Raw genomic sequence first — 16,941 nt, 5'->3', positions numbered from 1 at the left:
CTTATCGTCTCTTTTGCTATTCAAGCGTTAAAATATAAACTTTGGAATAACCCTATTAATTAATAGCCATAGTTTTTTGCTTCAGCCATTCTTTAGCCCTGCCCTCTAGTTTATCCCCAAGCTTTTGGAATACTTGTTTGTGGTAATTATTAAGCCAATTTTTCTCCTCATCATTAAGCAAAGCTACCTCTATACAAGACTTTTCAAAAGGGCAAAGCGTAAGGGTCTCAAAACAAAGAAATTCACCAAATTGTGTTTCTTTTGGTTGTTGCACGGGTTTATTAACCACAAGGTTTTCTAATCTCACTCCCCACTGATTAGGACGATAAATACCGGGTTCTATGGAGCTTACCATACCTACTTTAGCTTTGGTTTTCTCTAAAGGTGGAGCGAAGTAAGAAATAACTTGTGGTCCCTCATGCACATTTAAAAAATACCCAACACCATGTCCAGTGCCGTGCATATAATCTAGTTGCTCTCTCCATAATGCCATTCGCGCTATGGAATCTAATAATGGCATAGCAATACCTAAAGGAAAAATGGCACAAGAGAGGGCGATATGAGCCTTTAACACAAGGGTATAATCCCTCTTTTGTGCTTGAGTGATATTACCAATAGGGACAACCCTTGTAATATCTGTCGTCCCATTGGTATATTGTGCGCCAGAATCAATGAGCAACAAACCATCACCTTGTATAAAAGAAAATTGCTCTTTTGTAGCACGATAATGAGGCTGTGCCCCATTAGCATTAAACCCAGCTATCGTAGCAAAACTATCGGAAATATAATTTTCACGCTCTAAACGGAACTCTCTAAGCTTCTCATCAATATCCAATTCACTAATTCTTTGTCCCTCCTCTAAAGCATCCTCTAACCACATATAAAACTTACATAAGGCAATACCATCTTGTATCATTGCAGCTTGTATTTGCTCTAATTCTTGCTCACTCTTAGAAGCCTTTAATCGACAACTAGGATTAAGGGATTCAATAATTTCATTGTGTTGTTTTAAAATATCCGCTAAAGCAGCAGTTGTTTTTGTGGAATCAATTAATATTTTTTGATTTTTAATGCTCTCTAAAAAAGATTCAATTTGGCAATAAGGCTTGATTGTAAAGCCATCCTTATACAGATTTTCTAATACTTCTTGAGGGATTTTTTCTTTATCAACAAATAAAATCACTTCTTCCTTGCTAATAATAAGATAAGATAAAAATACAGGATTATAAGAAACATCACTCCCTCTTAAGTTACAAACCCAAGCAATATCATCTAAAGTAGAGATGCAATGATAAGTAGCTTTTAAATCTTGCATCTCTTGCCTTAAACGTTGAATCTTCTCTATTCTATTATGCGGGGATTGTATATGTTCATAGATAGGATTAAGAGGTAAGGGAGGTCTTTTCTCCCATAAAAGAGTAAGAAAATCTTTATTAAGTAATGTAATCTTTTTATCTTGTAATTGTGATTGTAAATCTTTTTTCATTGATAAGGGCAAAACCCTATAATCTGTAGCTAATTTAGAATATTCCCCCAAATTCGCTTTAAGCCATTTTATGGGGGTGTTATGGGAATCTTGTTTTTGCAATTGTAAGGAAGTATCTTGAAGTTCTTTTTGTGCTTGTAGCCAATACCTCCCATCTGTCCAAAGCCCCGCATAATCTTGTGTTATAAGAATACTTCCAGCACTTCCGCTAAAACCGCCTATCCATTCTCTACTTTTCCAATAATCTGGAATATATTCTGATAAATGCGGATCTGATGTTAAAATCAAATAAGCATCAATAGAATCATTTTTCATTAATTGTTGCAAAGCTTTAATTCTTGTTGCATAAATATTCATTAATTCCCTTTCTTTATATTTCTTAAATAAATACAACTATACCAAAATTATGTCCCAAAAGATTTTAATACAATAGCAAAACTTTCATTAGATATTTACAATTGATTTACTATTTAATGCAACAATTTCAGGCTAAATTCTATTACTTTAAGGATAACAATATGAGATATTTAATGTTTTTGTTATGTTGTTTAAGCTTAGGTGTTGCTTATGCTGATATTAATCTTTATGGTCCTGGTGGTCCTCACACGGCATTAAAAGAAGCTGCAGCTAAATTCACGGAAAAGACAGGCATAAGAGTCAATGTTAATTTTGGACCTCAAGCGACTTGGTTTGAAAAAGCAAAAAATGATGCAGATATTTTATTTGGAGCTTCTGATCAATCCGCTCTTGCAATAGCAACGGACTTTGGAAATAGTTTTAATGTCAATAAAATCAAACCTCTTTATTTAAGAGAAGCCATTATCTTAACACAAAAAGGCAACCCTTTAAAAATTAAAAATCTTAAAGACTTAGCCAACAAACAAGTAAGAATAGTTGTTCCTGAAGGAGCAGGAAAAAGTAATACTTCAGGAACTGGCGTTTGGGAAGATATGATAGGCAGAACACAAGATATTAAAACTATTCAAAAATTTAGAAATAATATCGTAGCTTTTGTCCCAAATAGTGGTAGTGCAAAAAAACTATTTGTAGAAGATAAAGCGGATGCTTGGATTACTTGGAGTGACTGGGCAAAGAGCAATCCAGACTTAGGAACTGCTGTAGCAATAGAAAAAGACTTGGTTATATATAGAACCCTAAATGTTGTAGCTAAAGAAAATTCCCCTAAAGAAGTTTATGATTTTATTAATTTCCTAAGCACTAAAGAATCTAAAAGCATTTTTGCTAAATATGGCTGGAGAGAATAATATTCTCTCTAATATTCTTTATAATGTTTTCAAACACATTAAAAAGCTAATTCTTATAACACTTCAAAAAACATAATATTTAGGATATAGCATTTACCTCTAAACATTAACATTAAACAAAAAATCTATAATCCACTTTTATATACTTGTATTAACTTTAGATAAATTTTTGTATAAAAGCTCAAAAATACAAAAATCTTAAAAATTTCTAGGATAGCTTTTAAAAACTTTTTGGGTTTTATAAAAGGGGTTTTAAAACTAACAAAATATTAACCTTTAAACCTATTTTCTCCCATCTTCTAATATTTCATAACCTCCATTAGGCTTCATTTCTAAAACCACAAAGGGAAGTCCTTGCAAATTCAACTCTTGCATAAAAAAATCAGGATCATTTTGTTCCATATTCCACACACCAGCCCCCTTATTAGAATCTATTCCTTGATTTTCTCCACCCTTTGGCATATCACTATTATCTGCATTATTAGTAAGCTTTATTTGATTAATCCCCCATTTCCCCTCTACAATAAGTTTAGCCCCAATCATCGCAGGCACACCTGTAGTATAACTCACGCCTTGTGCATTAACTTCCCTATAACACTCCTTATGGTCGCAAATATTATAAATATAAAGAGTGCGTTCCTTGCCATTTTTTCTGCCCTTTATATAACAACCAATATGCGTTTTACCCTCCGTCCTACTAGCAAGACTTGCTGGATTAGGCAAAAGTGTTTTTAACACTTGAATAGGGATGATTTTGTTGCCATTATGTTCTACCTCATCTACTCTTAAAAGCCCAACATTTTCTAAGCATTTCATATGCGTAAGATAAGATTCCCCAAAAGTCATAAAAAAGCGGATTTTTTGCAAACCCTTGATATTGCGGATAAGGGATTCTAACTCCTCGTGATAGAGCAAATAACTATTTTTGATACCAACTTCAGGATAATTCCATTCTTTCATTAAAGAAAGCGGTGCAATATCTCTCCATTGCCCCTTGCAATAATCCTCTTGTTTTAAATCTTGGGTATTAGCTTGCAAAGCAAAATGTTTTTCCTCCCTTTCAAACTTGCGGTAAATAGTATCTTCTTTTAAATCAGCATTGTCTGCTAAATCACCCTTAGAGTCCCTAACCCAATAACGCGCCTTAGAGCTTACTTCACGTAAATTAATCTCTGGGTTAAAATTAGTCGCAAACGCATATCCATGGTCTCCTGCGTTACAATCTAAAATATCAATGCTCTCTATCTCATCAAAATAATGTTTTAGGGCATAAGCACAAAAGACATTCGTAACACCCGGGTCAAATCCACTGCCTAAAAGTCCAAAAATACCCGCTTTTTTAAAAGATTCATCATACGCCCATTGCTCTTTATATTCAAAATGTGCAGAATTGGGATGTTCATAATTTGCAGTATCTAAATAATGGGTTTTTGTCCTTAGGCAGGCTTCCATAATAGTTAAATCTTGGTAAGGTAGGGCTACATTTACTACAAGTTCGGGTTGGTATTTGTTAATGAGGGCAACTAATAATTCTATATTATCGGCATCCACACAATCCACTTCAATCTCACCTAACCCCTTAAGTCGTATAGATTCCGCAATTGCTTGAGCCTTACTAAGTGTGCGAGAGGCTAAAATAATACGCGAGAAGACTCCTCTATTCATCGCCATTTTATGGGCTACCACACCACCAACACCACCTGCTCCTATTTGTAAAACAACTGCCATATAAAGACCTCTTGATAAAATTTGTTGCAATTTTACAAAAACATTATAAAGATTGCGTAAAATGACTATATCTTAATTTAAATACTTTCTATAGGGGGTTTTAATATTTTTAAGAAAAATCTTAGTAAAATACACTTCTTTAAAAAACAAAGGAGGGTATATGCCTCTGGTGAGCATCGTGGGCTTCAAACCCATTTGAGCGGATAGGTGTCTATTTGCTGGAGAGTTCGATTCTCTCACCCTCTCGCCACTTAAATCTAGAGGTGCATTATTAAAACATTACCAAAATTTGATTATAAAATAATACTTATTACCTTTTTGATTATTGCTGGGATATTTTCAATATTAGGAAGTTTTGGTTGGCTAGGAAATTTTGGGTATTCTTATGCAAATTTACACTTCAGGCTTTTTGGTTACTTGGGATATATTTGGCTCTTTTCACTTGCTTATTTATGCTCTAAAATCAATTATCCCTTAAAACTTGATGAACAATTTTTAGAAAAATCCTTAGGCATTATCTTAATTATTATTGCTCTTTTAACATTACAAAGCCTTTTTCTAGCAGATAGTGGTATGTTTGGGATAGCACTTAATAGCATATTACAACCCCTCATTAAAGCTACTGGAGTCTTTTTATTAAGCTGTATAATTTTATTCTTTGGGATTTTGCTTTTTACACAAAAAAGCTTGCAAGAATTTTATGCTTTTTTTATCAAAGATATTAAAAAAGATTGGCATGCTTTATCAAAAAATCTTCATTTTAAAAATTTTAATTTTTATAAAAAATATCAAAACCTATTCTCATTTCTTAAAAAATCTTTCAACAAAGCACAATCTTCATCTCCCTCTCCTCGTCCTCTAACCCTTGAAGAATTAATGAGTAGAAGCTCACAAAACCAAGAAAATTTAAAAGAAAAAGAGGATAAAACCCAAAATACCCTCTATGATCTCCAAATAGCACAAGATATTCAAGAAAATATTGAAGAAGATTCTTTGCCCCCATTAAATACCACTGAAAGTATTGATGAGAATAGAGAGGGAAGCGAATTACTCATTTATGAAAAAGATGAACAAAATCCTAAAGATTTATCATTACAAGAAGAAAAGGATATTGCTTCAAAAATTAAATTAATCCCCATTAAGGATATTCAACAAAAAAACCTACAAAATTTCGTGCATATTGACCCAAAAGAGGCTATGGAGAAATTAAAAAAAATCGAAAAAACACTCTATAAAGAACCACAATCCCAAGAAAATACTTTAAAATTAATCCCAAAATCAGAAATTCAAGCCCCACAAACCCTAGAACAACCTCCAGAGATTCCTAAAGAGACTCCCAAAGAACCTAAAAAAATTAAGCCTATTAAGACTTATCCAAAAGACCTCTACGCACCTAAGCCCTTTAGTGCTTATTTAGAAAATAATGATACTCCCACAAAGGAAATTATTCCTGCTATTAACGAAGAATCAACACTCCCTAATACGATTTTTTATTATCGTAAAAAAGATAACCAAACTCTAAAAGAAACGCCACAAAAAGAACATCTACAAACTACAGAAAATCCACAAAACCTTACTTTAAATTCCCCTATATCACAAACAGAAGAATCTAAAGAAAATCGCACAAAAAACCATTTATCTACAACTAACCAAATAGAAACAAAATCTAAAACCTTACAACCTATACCACAAAATCAAACCTATGAAAACCCTAAAGATTATTCTACAAATTTCTTCTCTAACAATGAAATTCCACTTTATGGATTTACCAATATACCATCTCCCCCTCCCTCTTACCAAAATTCCACAACACAAGATTCATTATCTTATTCTATTAATACACAATTACAACCCAAACAAGATAAGGTGCAACCTACACCAACAATCCAAAAATCCAAAAATATAACTCAAGAAACCCCAAAAGAAGCCTTAAGAGAAACTTTGCCACTTAAAGCACCTCAAGTAAAGACCCTAAAAGAAAATGAGGCTTTGCTTCACCAAATGGATTACAATACCTCTCAAGAGATCAAAGAACAAGATTTTATATTGCCAAAATTAGAATTTCTACAACGACCTCAAGAAGAGAGGATTGAAATTGATGAGAGCGAAATTGATAGAAAAATCAATGATTTATTAAGTAAATTACGAATGTTTAAAATTGAAGGCGATATTGTCTGCACTTATTCTGGACCTATTGTAACAACCTTTGAATTCCGACCAAGCCCTAATGTCAAAGTTTCAAGAATTTTAACCCTCCAAGATGATTTAGCAATGGCACTAAGGGCAAAAACTATTAGGATTCAAGCACCTGTTCCGGGTAAAGATGTAGTGGGAATAGAAATCCCTAATAATCAAATCCAAACTATTTATTTAAGAGAGATTTTAGAAAATGATTTATTCCAAAACTCTACCTCTCCATTAACCTTAGCATTAGGCAAAGATATAGTTGGAAACCCTTTCATTACAGACTTAAAAAAACTTCCCCATTTACTCATTGCAGGAACCACTGGAAGCGGAAAAAGCGTTGGCATTAACGCAATGATCCTCTCTTTACTCTATAAAAATACACCCGATGAGTTGAAGCTTATTATGATTGACCCTAAAATGCTAGAATTTAGCATTTATAATGATATTCCACACTTATTAACTCCTGTTATCACACAACCCAAAAAAGCCATTATTGCATTAGATAACACCGTTAAAGAAATGGAGAGACGTTATTCGCTAATGAGTGAGGTTAGGACAAAAAATATAGAAGGTTATAATCAAAAAGCCCATATAGAAGGATTTGAGCCTTTTCCCTATATTGTTGTTATCATTGATGAATTAGCAGATTTAATGATGAGCGGGGGTAAAGAAGCAGAAATCTCTATTTCTCGTTTAGCACAAATGGCAAGGGCTAGCGGAATTCACTTAATTGTTGCCACACAAAGACCAAGTGTCGATGTAGTAACAGGGATTATTAAAGCCAATTTACCCTCTCGTATTAGCTATAAAGTAGGGCAAAAAATAGATTCTAAAGTAATTTTAGATACCTTTGGGGCTGAATCTCTGCTAGGAAGAGGAGATATGCTATTTACTCCACCAAGTGGGGGAATAGTCCGCCTACATGCACCCTGGAGCACAGAATATGAAATTGAAGAGATTGTAAATTTTATTAAATCCCAAAGAGCTGCTAAGTATGATGAAAACTTTATGCCAAGTGAGGATGAATCCTTAGGATTGCGCTATGAAGGAGAGACTGATGAACTCTATGAAGAAGCTAAACGTATTATCTTAAATGATAAAAAAACCTCTATTAGCTATATACAAAGACGTCTAGGAATTGGCTATAATAAAGCAGCAAACATCATTGAACAAATGCAAACAAGAGGCTTTTTAAGTGAGCCAAATGCAAAAGGTGTGCGAGAAATTTTAGAGGAATAGATAAACTAATAAAATCCCACTTTAAACATTTTCAATATTATAATCACAGCTATACCTAATATAGAGCATTATCTCATTAAAATCTCAATGCAATATAAAAAAATCCATATTTCAAAAACACTAAAGCATAGTGGAATCCTTTTTGCTTTTTTCATAAAGAAAATTCAAAATTTAGAGGTCATTATGGTTATTAGTCAAAATTTAGGGGGATTAAATGAAGTCTTTAATGAAGCCAATCGTTTATTAAATAGCAGCAAAAAAACGCCCTCAATTTCAGAAGCAAATAAAACAGAGACAAGTGATTCTAACAAAAAAGAATATACCGCCCAACAAGCAAGAAATACTTATGGAATGATTAGTCTAGAATTAATGAGTGATGAACAATACAAAGCATTCCAAAGAGTAACTGCTGGAATGTCCCCTAATGAAAAAATCTCTGTAGCACAAATGCTAACAAGGGCAGGAAACTTGAGTGGAAGTGTAGAAAAAGTAGAACAGCAAGAAAAAGAATTGACTCAAGATAAAGAAAAGAATACAGGATTTTTAGGTATTACACAACAAGGATGGAAAAATATTGCGGAGGATTTTCAAAATAACCTTAACAATCTTGATAACTTAAACAATCTCTATTCAAAAACTTATAATAAGAATCCAACTAGCAACTACAATGATATTTTAAGAAAAAATCAAGAAGCAAAAACACAAAGAATATTACGAGAATTTAGCCACGCTATACATACAGGCAATACACAAATTGACACTTTAAGCTAAGACTTTTTAATGATATTTTAAAGCAAAAATGCTACAATTCACTTCTTTTTCTTTGGTATGCCAAGGTAGCTCAGCTGGTTTAGAGCGCTGGTCTCATAAGCCGGAGGTCGGGGGTTCGAGTCCCCCCTTTGGTACCAAATGCGCTCATAGCTCAGCTGGATAGAGCAACGGCCTTCTAAGCCGTAGGTCAGAGGTTCGAATCCTCTTGGGCGTACCACCATTTTCTCAAACATTATTTCTTGTTATTTTTATCTATAGTCTTATCATTCTATAATGCATTTAATCACTGCTAAATTTATCAAAGTATAAATAATAAGCTAAGGGAATGGCGGAGCGGACGGGGCTCGAACCCGCGACCCCCTGCGTGACAGGCAGGTATTCTAACCAGCTGAACTACCGCTCCAAATGGTGGTCGCTATAAGACTCGAACTTATGACATCCACCTTGTAAGGGTGGCGCTCTACCAACTGAGCTAAGCGACCTCATTGAAGTTAAACCATATATAATAAAAGTGGTGACTCCTAGGGGACTCGAACCCCTGTAGCCACCGTGAAAGGGTGGTATCCTAACCGCTAGATGAAGGAGCCACTTTTATTTAAGTGGTGACCCGCGTTGGATTCGAACCAACGACCCATTCCTTAAAAGGGAATTGCTCTACCAACTGAGCTAGCGGGTCTTCTAAATTCTAAACAAAAAGAGCTGCAATTATATAGATAAAATATTCAAAAGTCAATAGACTTGCAAAAAAACCTTTAGGAATAAGCCATAAGCATACCAACAAGCCTGCTCTTGTATATAATTTCTATCCCCCTTAAAAATAACAGATTCAATGATTTCTTTGCCACTCTTAGATTTTACCCCCATAAAAACCAACCCAACAGGCTTACTTGCACTACCTCCATTAGGTCCGGCAATACCACTTGTAGCAATTGCAAAATCTGCAGATGAAATCTCTAAAACCCCCTCTAGCATCTCCTTAACTACAATTTCACTAACTGCACCAAAACCCATAAGAGCATTAGAAGAAACTTTTAGCCAAGATTCTTTAATAGAGTTTGCATAACTTACTACCCCTCCATCAAAAACCTCACTAGAGCCAGACTCCCTTGTCAAATAATAAGCCAACAAACCACCTGTGCAACTCTCTGCGGTAGTAATCTTTTGATGAGAGGATTTTAAAAGATGAATAATAGTTTTTGTCAAATTAAAACTAGGAACAATTTTATTCCCAAAAACATTATTAACCTCTACTAAAAAATTTTCTAAATCACCATTTTTAGCAACTAAAACCTCTAATCCTGAAAAATCACTCATTATTTCTAAATCTACTCCAAAGGCTTGCATTATAGGCTTAAGCAACTCTAAAGCACTTTTACAATCCAACCCCAAAAGGAATAAAATAAGGTGTTTATGATAAAAAGCACCTTCATAATCTTTAGGATAATCTTGTAAAAATACTTTTTTCTCCCCACAAATTATCTTATAACCCTTAACTTCTTCTTGCATAGATGCAGTATAATTTTGATTTATCCATTCTAAAATTAATGAAAAACATTCCTTAGGGGATAAAATCAAACACTGCTTAGAGTCTTGTAATAAAAATCTTAGAGTATGAAAATCCATAGGCTCTAAATCAGAAAAAACGATTTGATGAATCTTCCCCAATATGTTTTCTCCGTAACGGATAGAAAAATCCCTAAGAGGCTTTAGGGTATAAAACTTTTCTCCCACGCAAAATAAGCTATTCAATTTCTAATCCTTAAGGTAGAATTTAATCTTTTTAATAGTAAAATAACTTAGCTTTAGAATTTATTTGGAGGTGATTATGAGTAAAGTGTTAGTGGTTAGACCAGAAGATGAAAATCCAGAAGAAGTGTATAATGCAAAAGGAAAGTTAAACAAAAAGTTTTATGAAAAAGAAATAGAAAAACTACAAATAGAGCTTATCAAACTACAAAATTGGGTTAAAAAATACCAAAAAAAGATTATTGTCATTTTAGAAGGAAGGGATGCAGCCGGAAAAGGTGGGACAATCAAAGCCTTAAGAGAACATTTAAATCCTAGAGGTGCAAGAGTAGTAGCTCTACAAAAACCTAGTGATGTAGAAAAAACACAATGGTATTTTCAAAGATATATTGATGAATTGCCAAATGGTGGAGAAATAGTATTTTTTGATAGAAGCTGGTATAATCGTGCTGGAGTAGAAAAAGTAATGAACTTTTGCACCAATGAACAATATAAAGAATTTATTATTCAAGTCTCTCATTTAGAACAAATGCTAATTGAAAGTGGTTATATTTTGTTTAAATTTTTCTTAGATGTTGGAAGAGAAGAACAAAAAAAGAGAATAGAAAGTCGTAAAGATGAGCCATTAAAACGATGGAAATTAAGTCCTATTGATGAGCTTTCACTGAATTTATGGGATGAATATACAGAAGCTTTTGAAAAGATGTTTTCCCGCACACATACCCCTTTTGCACCTTGGCTTATAGTAGATTCTAATGATAAAAAACGTGCAAGAATAAATCTTGCTAGAATCCTTTTATCAAAGATTGATTATGAAGATAAAGACGCTACAAGTGTTTGCTTATTAGCTGACCCGGGAATTGTTACACATTATTCAAGCGTAAAATCTTTTTCTGTAGAAAATGATAAAAAAGAAAAAAAGAAAAAGAAAAAATAGCTCTACTTAGAACTTTTTGTCTTAACGATTTAAAAGCACCCCTATCCCAAATCGGTTAATGGAATTATTGTAATCACTCAAGCTCTCTCCATAACCATTAAAATACTGCAAATAAAGATAAAAATTTTTGTAAATAGGATAAGAATAATCCACTAAAATAGCTCCTTTATTAGAATATTTTAGATTATTCCTTATAGAAAGGGTGAGGAGATGCTTAGAGTATAAATACCCCAAAGATAACTCCCCAAAACCTAAATAATTGGTAATATCAGGATTGTCATCTTTCTCTATCTTTTCTGGTATTCTATACCACGCCTTTAAACCCATAACAAAATTATCCTTACTATAAGTTCCCTTTATAAAAAGCCTATCCCAACTCCTAGAGTTTAACAAATTCCCCCCATTACTTTGATGCACATAGCCAACATCAATTCTATGGAAAAATAAAGGATACTCTTTGGTAAGATAACTAAGATAAAGAGCTGGTTCATAATTGCTCTCCCGGAATGGTCGAGAATTTTTATTATCATAAAGCTGCCAAAAACTCCTTTGCGTGTAAGCAAAATATAAATCTAAATCTTTAGCAAACAAATTACTATATAACCGCTTTTTAATGCTAATTTGAAATTTTGCCTCGACTTTTTTACTTTGTTTTGGCTCTTTATTATGACTTACATTAAAGGGTAAAATGTAATTAAACTTATCAGGTTCAAACCCTAAAAATTCGCTAAAAAACCGATTGCGTTCAAAATAACCCTCATAAGCTGTTTTTTGATTAATTTCTACTGCACTAGAATTAGCTAGACTATTTTTATCTCTTGATATTTTATCCTCTAAATTATTATTTTTTAAAGATTCCACAAGCTCAGGCATATCTTGGGAATCATCTTGCAAAATGGTAATATAAAAATTTTCGTTATTAGGCAATATTAAATCAAGTTTTTTTGTTTGTTGTGTATTAATATCTATAATTTCTCTAATCTTCATATTATTGTCTAAAATAAGGAATTTTACATTTTTATTAGGTTGAAATTTAAAACTCTCCTCATCAATATTGATTTGTTCGCCCAACAAATCTATCAAAGATGCTAAAAATAAGAATAGAATTTTTATAAGTTTCACAACAAACATCCAAATTAAACTTTTAAGAAAGGCTAAAAATTATAACAGCTTACAAAAACTTTTGTCAATTCTTTGATATGTGTATTTTAAGCTAATTTAGAATATAATGATGCAGATTGTGTAGAATTTGATAAATTTGGAAATTAGGCTTTAGATGACTCATATTATAGGTGCTTTGTTTTTACGTGAATTAAAAACACGATTTGGAAAAAATAAAAGACTTGGTTATTTTTGGATAATTGGGGAGCCAATGTCTCATATTATTTTTTTTCTTATTATTTTTACACTTATTCGTGCTAGAAGTGTTCCACAAGTCCCTTTTGAAATGTTTTTAGTAACTGGATTTGTCCCCTTTTTTATGTTTAGAAATATTATCCAACAAATTATGGCAGGAGTTTCTGCCAATCTTGCTTTAATGGCATATAAACCCGTTAAACCTATTCATATTTTCATTGCTAGGGCATTACTAGAAGTATGTATTTATTTTACAGTTTTTGTCTTATTTATGGTTGGCTTTGGTTGGTTTTTAGATTTACCCATTTTGCCTATGAATTTTTTAGAAGTTGTGATTGCTTTTATAGGATTAGCATTTTTAGGCTTTAGCTTGGGAGTTTGTTTGGCTTTTCTTAGTAGTGAATTAGAATATACACAAATTTTTATTAACTATGGAATTAATATTTTATACTTTGCTTCAGCTGTCTTATACCCTCTATGGATTTTACCTAATCATATTGTAGATGTTTTACTTTATAACCCTATATTACAATTCCTAGAAATCCTGCGAGAAAATTATTTTAGAGGGTATCCTCACATACCAGGCGTTAGTTTTATCTATCCTTTTTCTTTTAGTATCATTATTCTTTTTATTGGGCTTTGGTATTATTATTTTAGGTATAAATATCTAGGACGTATCAAATGATTGCATTTAAAAATGTTACAAAATCTTATCCCTTAAGCAATGGAAAAAGGCATTATGTTTTTAAAGACTTAAGCTTTGAATTTCCTGATGATTGCAGTATTGGGCTTATGGGTAGAAATGGTGCTGGAAAATCAACTTTGATGCGAATATTAGGGGGAATGGATATGCCAGATAGGGGCAAGGTTATTACAGATAAAAAAATATCTTTTCCTATAGGACTTGGCTCCTCTTTTCAAGCTTCCCTTAGTGCTAGAGATAATATAAAATTCCTTGCACGTGTTTATGGCAACAAAGGAGATAAACTAAGAGAAAAAGTTACTTTTGTAGAAGATTTTGCAGAAATTGGAAAATTTTTTGATGAGCCTGTTGGGGTTCTATCTTCTGGTATGCGTGCTAGAGTAACTTTTGGAATGAGTATGGCATTTGATTTTGATTATTATTTAGTAGATGAAGCAGGAGCCGTGGGAGATCCTACTTTTAAGAAAAAAAGTGAGGCACTTTACCAAGAAAAACTAAGCAATGCAAAAGTCATTATTGTCTCTCACGATGTTACAGAAATTAAAAAATGGTGTGATAAAATTATTATTTTAAAAGAAGGGGTTGCTACAATCTATGATGATGTTGATGAAGGTATCCAAATCTATCAAGGACAATAAATGGGAAAACTAGAAAGACTATTTCAAAAACAACCCACTTTTCAAAAGACACTACCCTTTTTTAAAAGCTTCAAAATTGTCTATATATTAATGATTCCCGTTGTGATTTATTATCTTTTCATAGCCTCTGATCGTTATGTAAGCTCTATTATTTTAAGTGTTCATTCTGTCAATAATGATATTGCACCTGCTTTAGGTTTAGCTTCCCTTGTAGGTATCAATACAGGAGCTAGAGAAGATATTTTATTCCTACAACGATATATTCATTCTATAGATATGTTAAAAATACTAGATAAAGAGATTGATTTACGCACACTCTATGAGAAGAAAAAACTAGATTTATTTTTTACTCTATCTCGCAATGATAGTATAGAAACCTTTTTAAAATTCTATCAAAATCGCACAAAAATTGTATTAAACCCAGATTCTGGATTATTAGAAATTGAAGTTGAGGGCTTCACTCCCCAAGATTCACAAACTATCGCTAATACTATTTTAAAACAATCTGAACATTTCGTCAATGAAGTCTCTCACAAAGCCGCAAGAGAGCAAATGATTTTTGCAGAAAAAGAACTCTCTAATGCAAAAGAGCGCTTGCAAAATTCCCAAAATGCCTTATTGACTTTTCAAAGTCAATATGGGGTTTTTGATCCTTTAAAAGAGGCTGAGGCTAAAGCAAAATTAACCGCTGATATTGAAAGTAAATTAGCCCAAAAAGAATCACAACTCTTTACAATACAAAGCTATCTTAATGATAATGCACCCCAAATCATTCTCTTAAAATCCGAAATTCAAGCCCTGCAAAGACAATTAGACAAAGAGGTTTCAAAAATAATCTCTTCTAAAGCCTCCAAACGACTAAATGATCTAATAGCTAAATTCCAAGATTTAAGTATTCAAGTAAAATTTGCACAAGATGCTTATACTACTGCTTTAAAAGCTATCGAAGCAGCACGTATTGAATCAAGTCGCAAGATTAAGCAACTTGTTGTCATACAAGGGGCTAATGAACCACAATCCCCAACTTATCCCAAAAAACTCTATAATATTCTTACAATTTTTGTTATTTTAGCACTTTCATTTGGGATTATAAAACTTATCAATATGATTATAGAGGAGCACAGATATTAATGAAAACTTTATTAAAATTCTTATTTATTTATTTACTTCTTTTTTCTTTTGGTTATAGCATAGATCCCTCTACAATTTCTGCTAATATTCCCCAAATTTCCACTCAAGCACAAAATAATACAGAAACAACATCCGCTAAGCCAACAGATATGGCAACAACCGACGACCAAACACTAAACCCCCAAAATGCCCCCTATTTTATTCAAGATTCAGCAATTACAAAAGTATTTGGCTTCCATCTCTTTAATGGGAACTTCACCCAAGCCTCTCAATTCCTTTACAATCCAGATTATAAAATTGCTATAGGCGATAAGATAAACTTCAGAATGTGGGGTGCTGTTGAATTTCATCAAGAATTAATGGTAGATTCTCAAGGAAATATTTTCATTCCAGCGGTTGGAGCTGTTAATCTTTTGGGCGTTAGGAATGGGGATTTAGTAAAAGTCTTAAAATCTAGTATCGCTAAAATTTATAAAAACAATGTATTTGTTTATGCAGATATGAATGTTTATCAAAATGTCTCTATTTTTGTTACAGGAAATGTCAATAAACCCGGTCTCTACCAAGGATTAAGTTCAGATTCTATCGTGCAATACCTAGACAAAGCCGGTGGAATTAATTTAGAATATGGTAGTTTTAGAGATATTGAAATACTACGCGATAACAAACCTGTTTTAAAAGTAGATTTATACAATTTTCTCTTAAATGGCAAAGTGCAGTTATTTCCTTTTAGAACAGGTGATGTTATTTTAGTAAAAAATCTCCAAGAATATGTTTCAGTTAAGGGAGAAGTGCAAAAGCCTTACCGATTTGAATTAAAAGATGATATTAAAACCTTAGAAGATATTGCCATTATCTCTGGTGCTAAACCCATAGTAACCAATGCCATTGTACGCTCTTATCTTCCAAATAATATTTTAGATATTATCTCTTATAATAAAAATCAGTTCCAAAATGTGTTATTAAAAACTGGGGATGAAATAGAATTTCGTCCAGATTACAATAGTAAAAATATTAGCGTCTCTATTGAAGGCGAACACGATGGCTTACATTCTCTTATAATCAAAAAAGGCACAACACTTAAAGAGCTTATTAGACTAATTAAAGTCAATAAACAATCCAATATAGAGGCTATTCAAGTTTTCCGCAAAAGTGTCGCAAACTCTCAAAAGCAATTAATAGAGTCTCAACTAAAAGAGCTTGAAACACTTGCGCTAACCTCATCTTCTATAACAACACAAGAATCAGCTGTAAGAAGCAGTCAAGCTAATATGATATTAGAATTTATCCAAAGGGCTAAAAATATACAACCCAAAGGACAAATCGTTCTTGATAGCCAAGAAGCTTATGCTACTACTATATTAGAAGAAGGTGATATTATTAATATCCCAACGAAAAATAATCTTGTGCTTGTTCAAGGTGAAGTAGCCATTCCCGGAGCTTTTATTTATGAACCCAATAAAAACTTACAATATTATATTAAATTAGCCGGTGATTTCACAGAAAGGGCAAATAAAAAAAGGATTTTACTCATACGAGCCAATGGTAAAGCGGAACGTTATAATGGTAGTTGGTATGCTCTCTCTAGTGCTCCGGGATTAAATCCCGGAGATTCATTATTAATCCTACCTGCCATAGAGACAGGCAGAAACTTGCAGATTACAAGCATCCTAACACAAATTCTTTACCAAATCGCTATTGCTACAAAAGTAGTATTAGATATTAATAAATGATTAAAAACTAAAAAAAAAGGG

Annotated in this window: 12 protein-coding genes and 7 tRNA genes; 11 read left to right on the top strand and 8 right to left on the bottom strand. The window is 32.8% G+C overall.

Features of this window, described 5'->3' with window-relative positions:
* Positions 1-55: 55 nt before the first annotated feature.
* On the bottom strand, positions 56-1,843 hold the full coding sequence (locus tag CDV25_RS09465) for an aminopeptidase P family protein (protein ID WP_108911713.1): 1,788 nt from the start codon (positions 1,841-1,843) through the stop codon (positions 56-58).
* 161 nt (positions 1,844-2,004) lie between these two features.
* Between CDV25_RS09465 and CDV25_RS09460 the strand changes: the two genes are divergently transcribed.
* Positions 2,005-2,751: an extracellular solute-binding protein gene (locus tag CDV25_RS09460; RefSeq protein ID WP_108911712.1), complete on the top strand. Its 747-nt coding sequence runs from the start codon at positions 2,005-2,007 to the stop codon at positions 2,749-2,751.
* A gap of 282 nt (positions 2,752-3,033) precedes the next feature.
* Here CDV25_RS09460 and CDV25_RS09455 read toward each other — a convergent pair whose 3' ends face one another.
* Positions 3,034-4,479, bottom strand: a complete 1,446-nt coding sequence (locus CDV25_RS09455; protein WP_034553465.1) for a saccharopine dehydrogenase family protein — start codon at positions 4,477-4,479, stop codon at positions 3,034-3,036.
* 151 nt (positions 4,480-4,630) lie between these two features.
* On the opposite strand from CDV25_RS09455, the gene CDV25_RS10255 reads away from it, so the two are divergent.
* The 5 genes from CDV25_RS10255 to CDV25_RS09435 all read left to right on the top strand — a co-directional run bounded on the left by CDV25_RS10255 (position 4,631) and on the right by CDV25_RS09435 (position 8,893).
* Positions 4,631-4,729, top strand: a tRNA-Sec gene (locus CDV25_RS10255).
* Positions 4,730-4,797: 68 nt separating this feature from the next.
* Positions 4,798-7,905 carry a DNA translocase FtsK gene (locus tag CDV25_RS09450; RefSeq protein WP_108911711.1) on the top strand — a complete coding sequence of 1,036 codons (3,108 nt, stop codon included), beginning with the start codon at positions 4,798-4,800 and terminating at the stop codon, positions 7,903-7,905.
* An 87-nt stretch (positions 7,906-7,992) separates the two neighbouring features.
* Positions 7,993-8,676 (top strand): HP1233 family protein, encoded by a 684-nt coding sequence (locus tag CDV25_RS09445; protein ID WP_239056364.1) that lies wholly within the window; start codon positions 7,993-7,995, stop codon positions 8,674-8,676.
* Positions 8,677-8,735: 59 nt separating this feature from the next.
* Positions 8,736-8,813: transfer RNA gene (locus CDV25_RS09440), tRNA-Met, on the top strand.
* A 3-nt stretch (positions 8,814-8,816) separates the two neighbouring features.
* Positions 8,817-8,893 (top strand) — tRNA-Arg (locus tag CDV25_RS09435).
* 109 nt (positions 8,894-9,002) lie between these two features.
* On the opposite strand, the gene CDV25_RS09430 is transcribed toward CDV25_RS09435, so the two are convergent.
* The 5 genes from CDV25_RS09430 to CDV25_RS09410 all read right to left on the bottom strand — a co-directional run bounded on the left by CDV25_RS09430 (position 9,003) and on the right by CDV25_RS09410 (position 10,425).
* Positions 9,003-9,079, bottom strand: a tRNA-Asp gene (locus tag CDV25_RS09430).
* 3 nt (positions 9,080-9,082) lie between these two features.
* Positions 9,083-9,158 (bottom strand) — tRNA-Val (locus CDV25_RS09425).
* Positions 9,159-9,188: 30 nt separating this feature from the next.
* A tRNA-Glu gene (locus CDV25_RS09420) sits at positions 9,189-9,263 on the bottom strand.
* A 13-nt stretch (positions 9,264-9,276) separates the two neighbouring features.
* A tRNA-Lys gene (locus CDV25_RS09415) sits at positions 9,277-9,352 on the bottom strand.
* A 53-nt stretch (positions 9,353-9,405) separates the two neighbouring features.
* Positions 9,406-10,425: a CinA family protein gene (locus CDV25_RS09410; protein WP_108911710.1), complete on the bottom strand. Its 1,020-nt coding sequence runs from the start codon at positions 10,423-10,425 to the stop codon at positions 9,406-9,408.
* Between the two features lie 73 nt (positions 10,426-10,498).
* On the opposite strand from CDV25_RS09410, the gene ppk2 reads away from it, so the two are divergent.
* Positions 10,499-11,359 carry a polyphosphate kinase 2 gene (gene ppk2, locus CDV25_RS09405; RefSeq protein WP_414458062.1) on the top strand — a complete coding sequence of 287 codons (861 nt, stop codon included), beginning with the start codon at positions 10,499-10,501 and terminating at the stop codon, positions 11,357-11,359.
* Positions 11,360-11,380: 21 nt separating this feature from the next.
* Here the strand turns inward: ppk2 and CDV25_RS09400 are convergent, their stop codons facing one another.
* Positions 11,381-12,490: a phospholipase A gene (locus CDV25_RS09400; protein WP_108911709.1), complete on the bottom strand. Its 1,110-nt coding sequence runs from the start codon at positions 12,488-12,490 to the stop codon at positions 11,381-11,383.
* A 145-nt stretch (positions 12,491-12,635) separates the two neighbouring features.
* Between CDV25_RS09400 and kpsM the strand changes: the two genes are divergently transcribed.
* The 4 genes from kpsM to CDV25_RS09380 are packed head-to-tail and all read left to right on the top strand — an operon-like array spanning position 12,636 to position 16,920.
* Positions 12,636-13,400: a capsule polysaccharide transporter KpsM gene (gene kpsM / locus CDV25_RS09395; RefSeq protein ID WP_034554887.1), complete on the top strand. Its 765-nt coding sequence runs from the start codon at positions 12,636-12,638 to the stop codon at positions 13,398-13,400.
* Positions 13,397-14,056 (top strand): ABC transporter ATP-binding protein, encoded by a 660-nt coding sequence (locus CDV25_RS09390; RefSeq protein ID WP_034554886.1) that lies wholly within the window; start codon positions 13,397-13,399, stop codon positions 14,054-14,056. Before kpsM ends, CDV25_RS09390 begins: the two co-directional genes overlap by 4 nt.
* On the top strand, positions 14,057-15,187 hold the full coding sequence (locus tag CDV25_RS09385) for a KpsE/RkpR family capsule polysaccharide export protein (RefSeq protein ID WP_108911708.1): 1,131 nt from the start codon (positions 14,057-14,059) through the stop codon (positions 15,185-15,187).
* Positions 15,187-16,920, top strand: a complete 1,734-nt coding sequence (locus CDV25_RS09380) for a polysaccharide biosynthesis/export family protein (RefSeq protein ID WP_108911707.1) — start codon at positions 15,187-15,189, stop codon at positions 16,918-16,920. Before CDV25_RS09385 ends, CDV25_RS09380 begins: the two co-directional genes overlap by 1 nt.
* The last annotated feature ends 21 nt before the right edge of the window (positions 16,921-16,941 follow it).

Origin of the sequence: Helicobacter apodemus (genome assembly GCF_003097575.1) — a bacterium.
Classification (GTDB): Bacteria; Campylobacterota; Campylobacteria; order Campylobacterales; family Helicobacteraceae; genus Helicobacter_D; species Helicobacter_D apodemus.
Note: the sequence above shows the minus strand (reverse complement) of the source record. Positions and strands in the feature narration are given on the sequence as shown.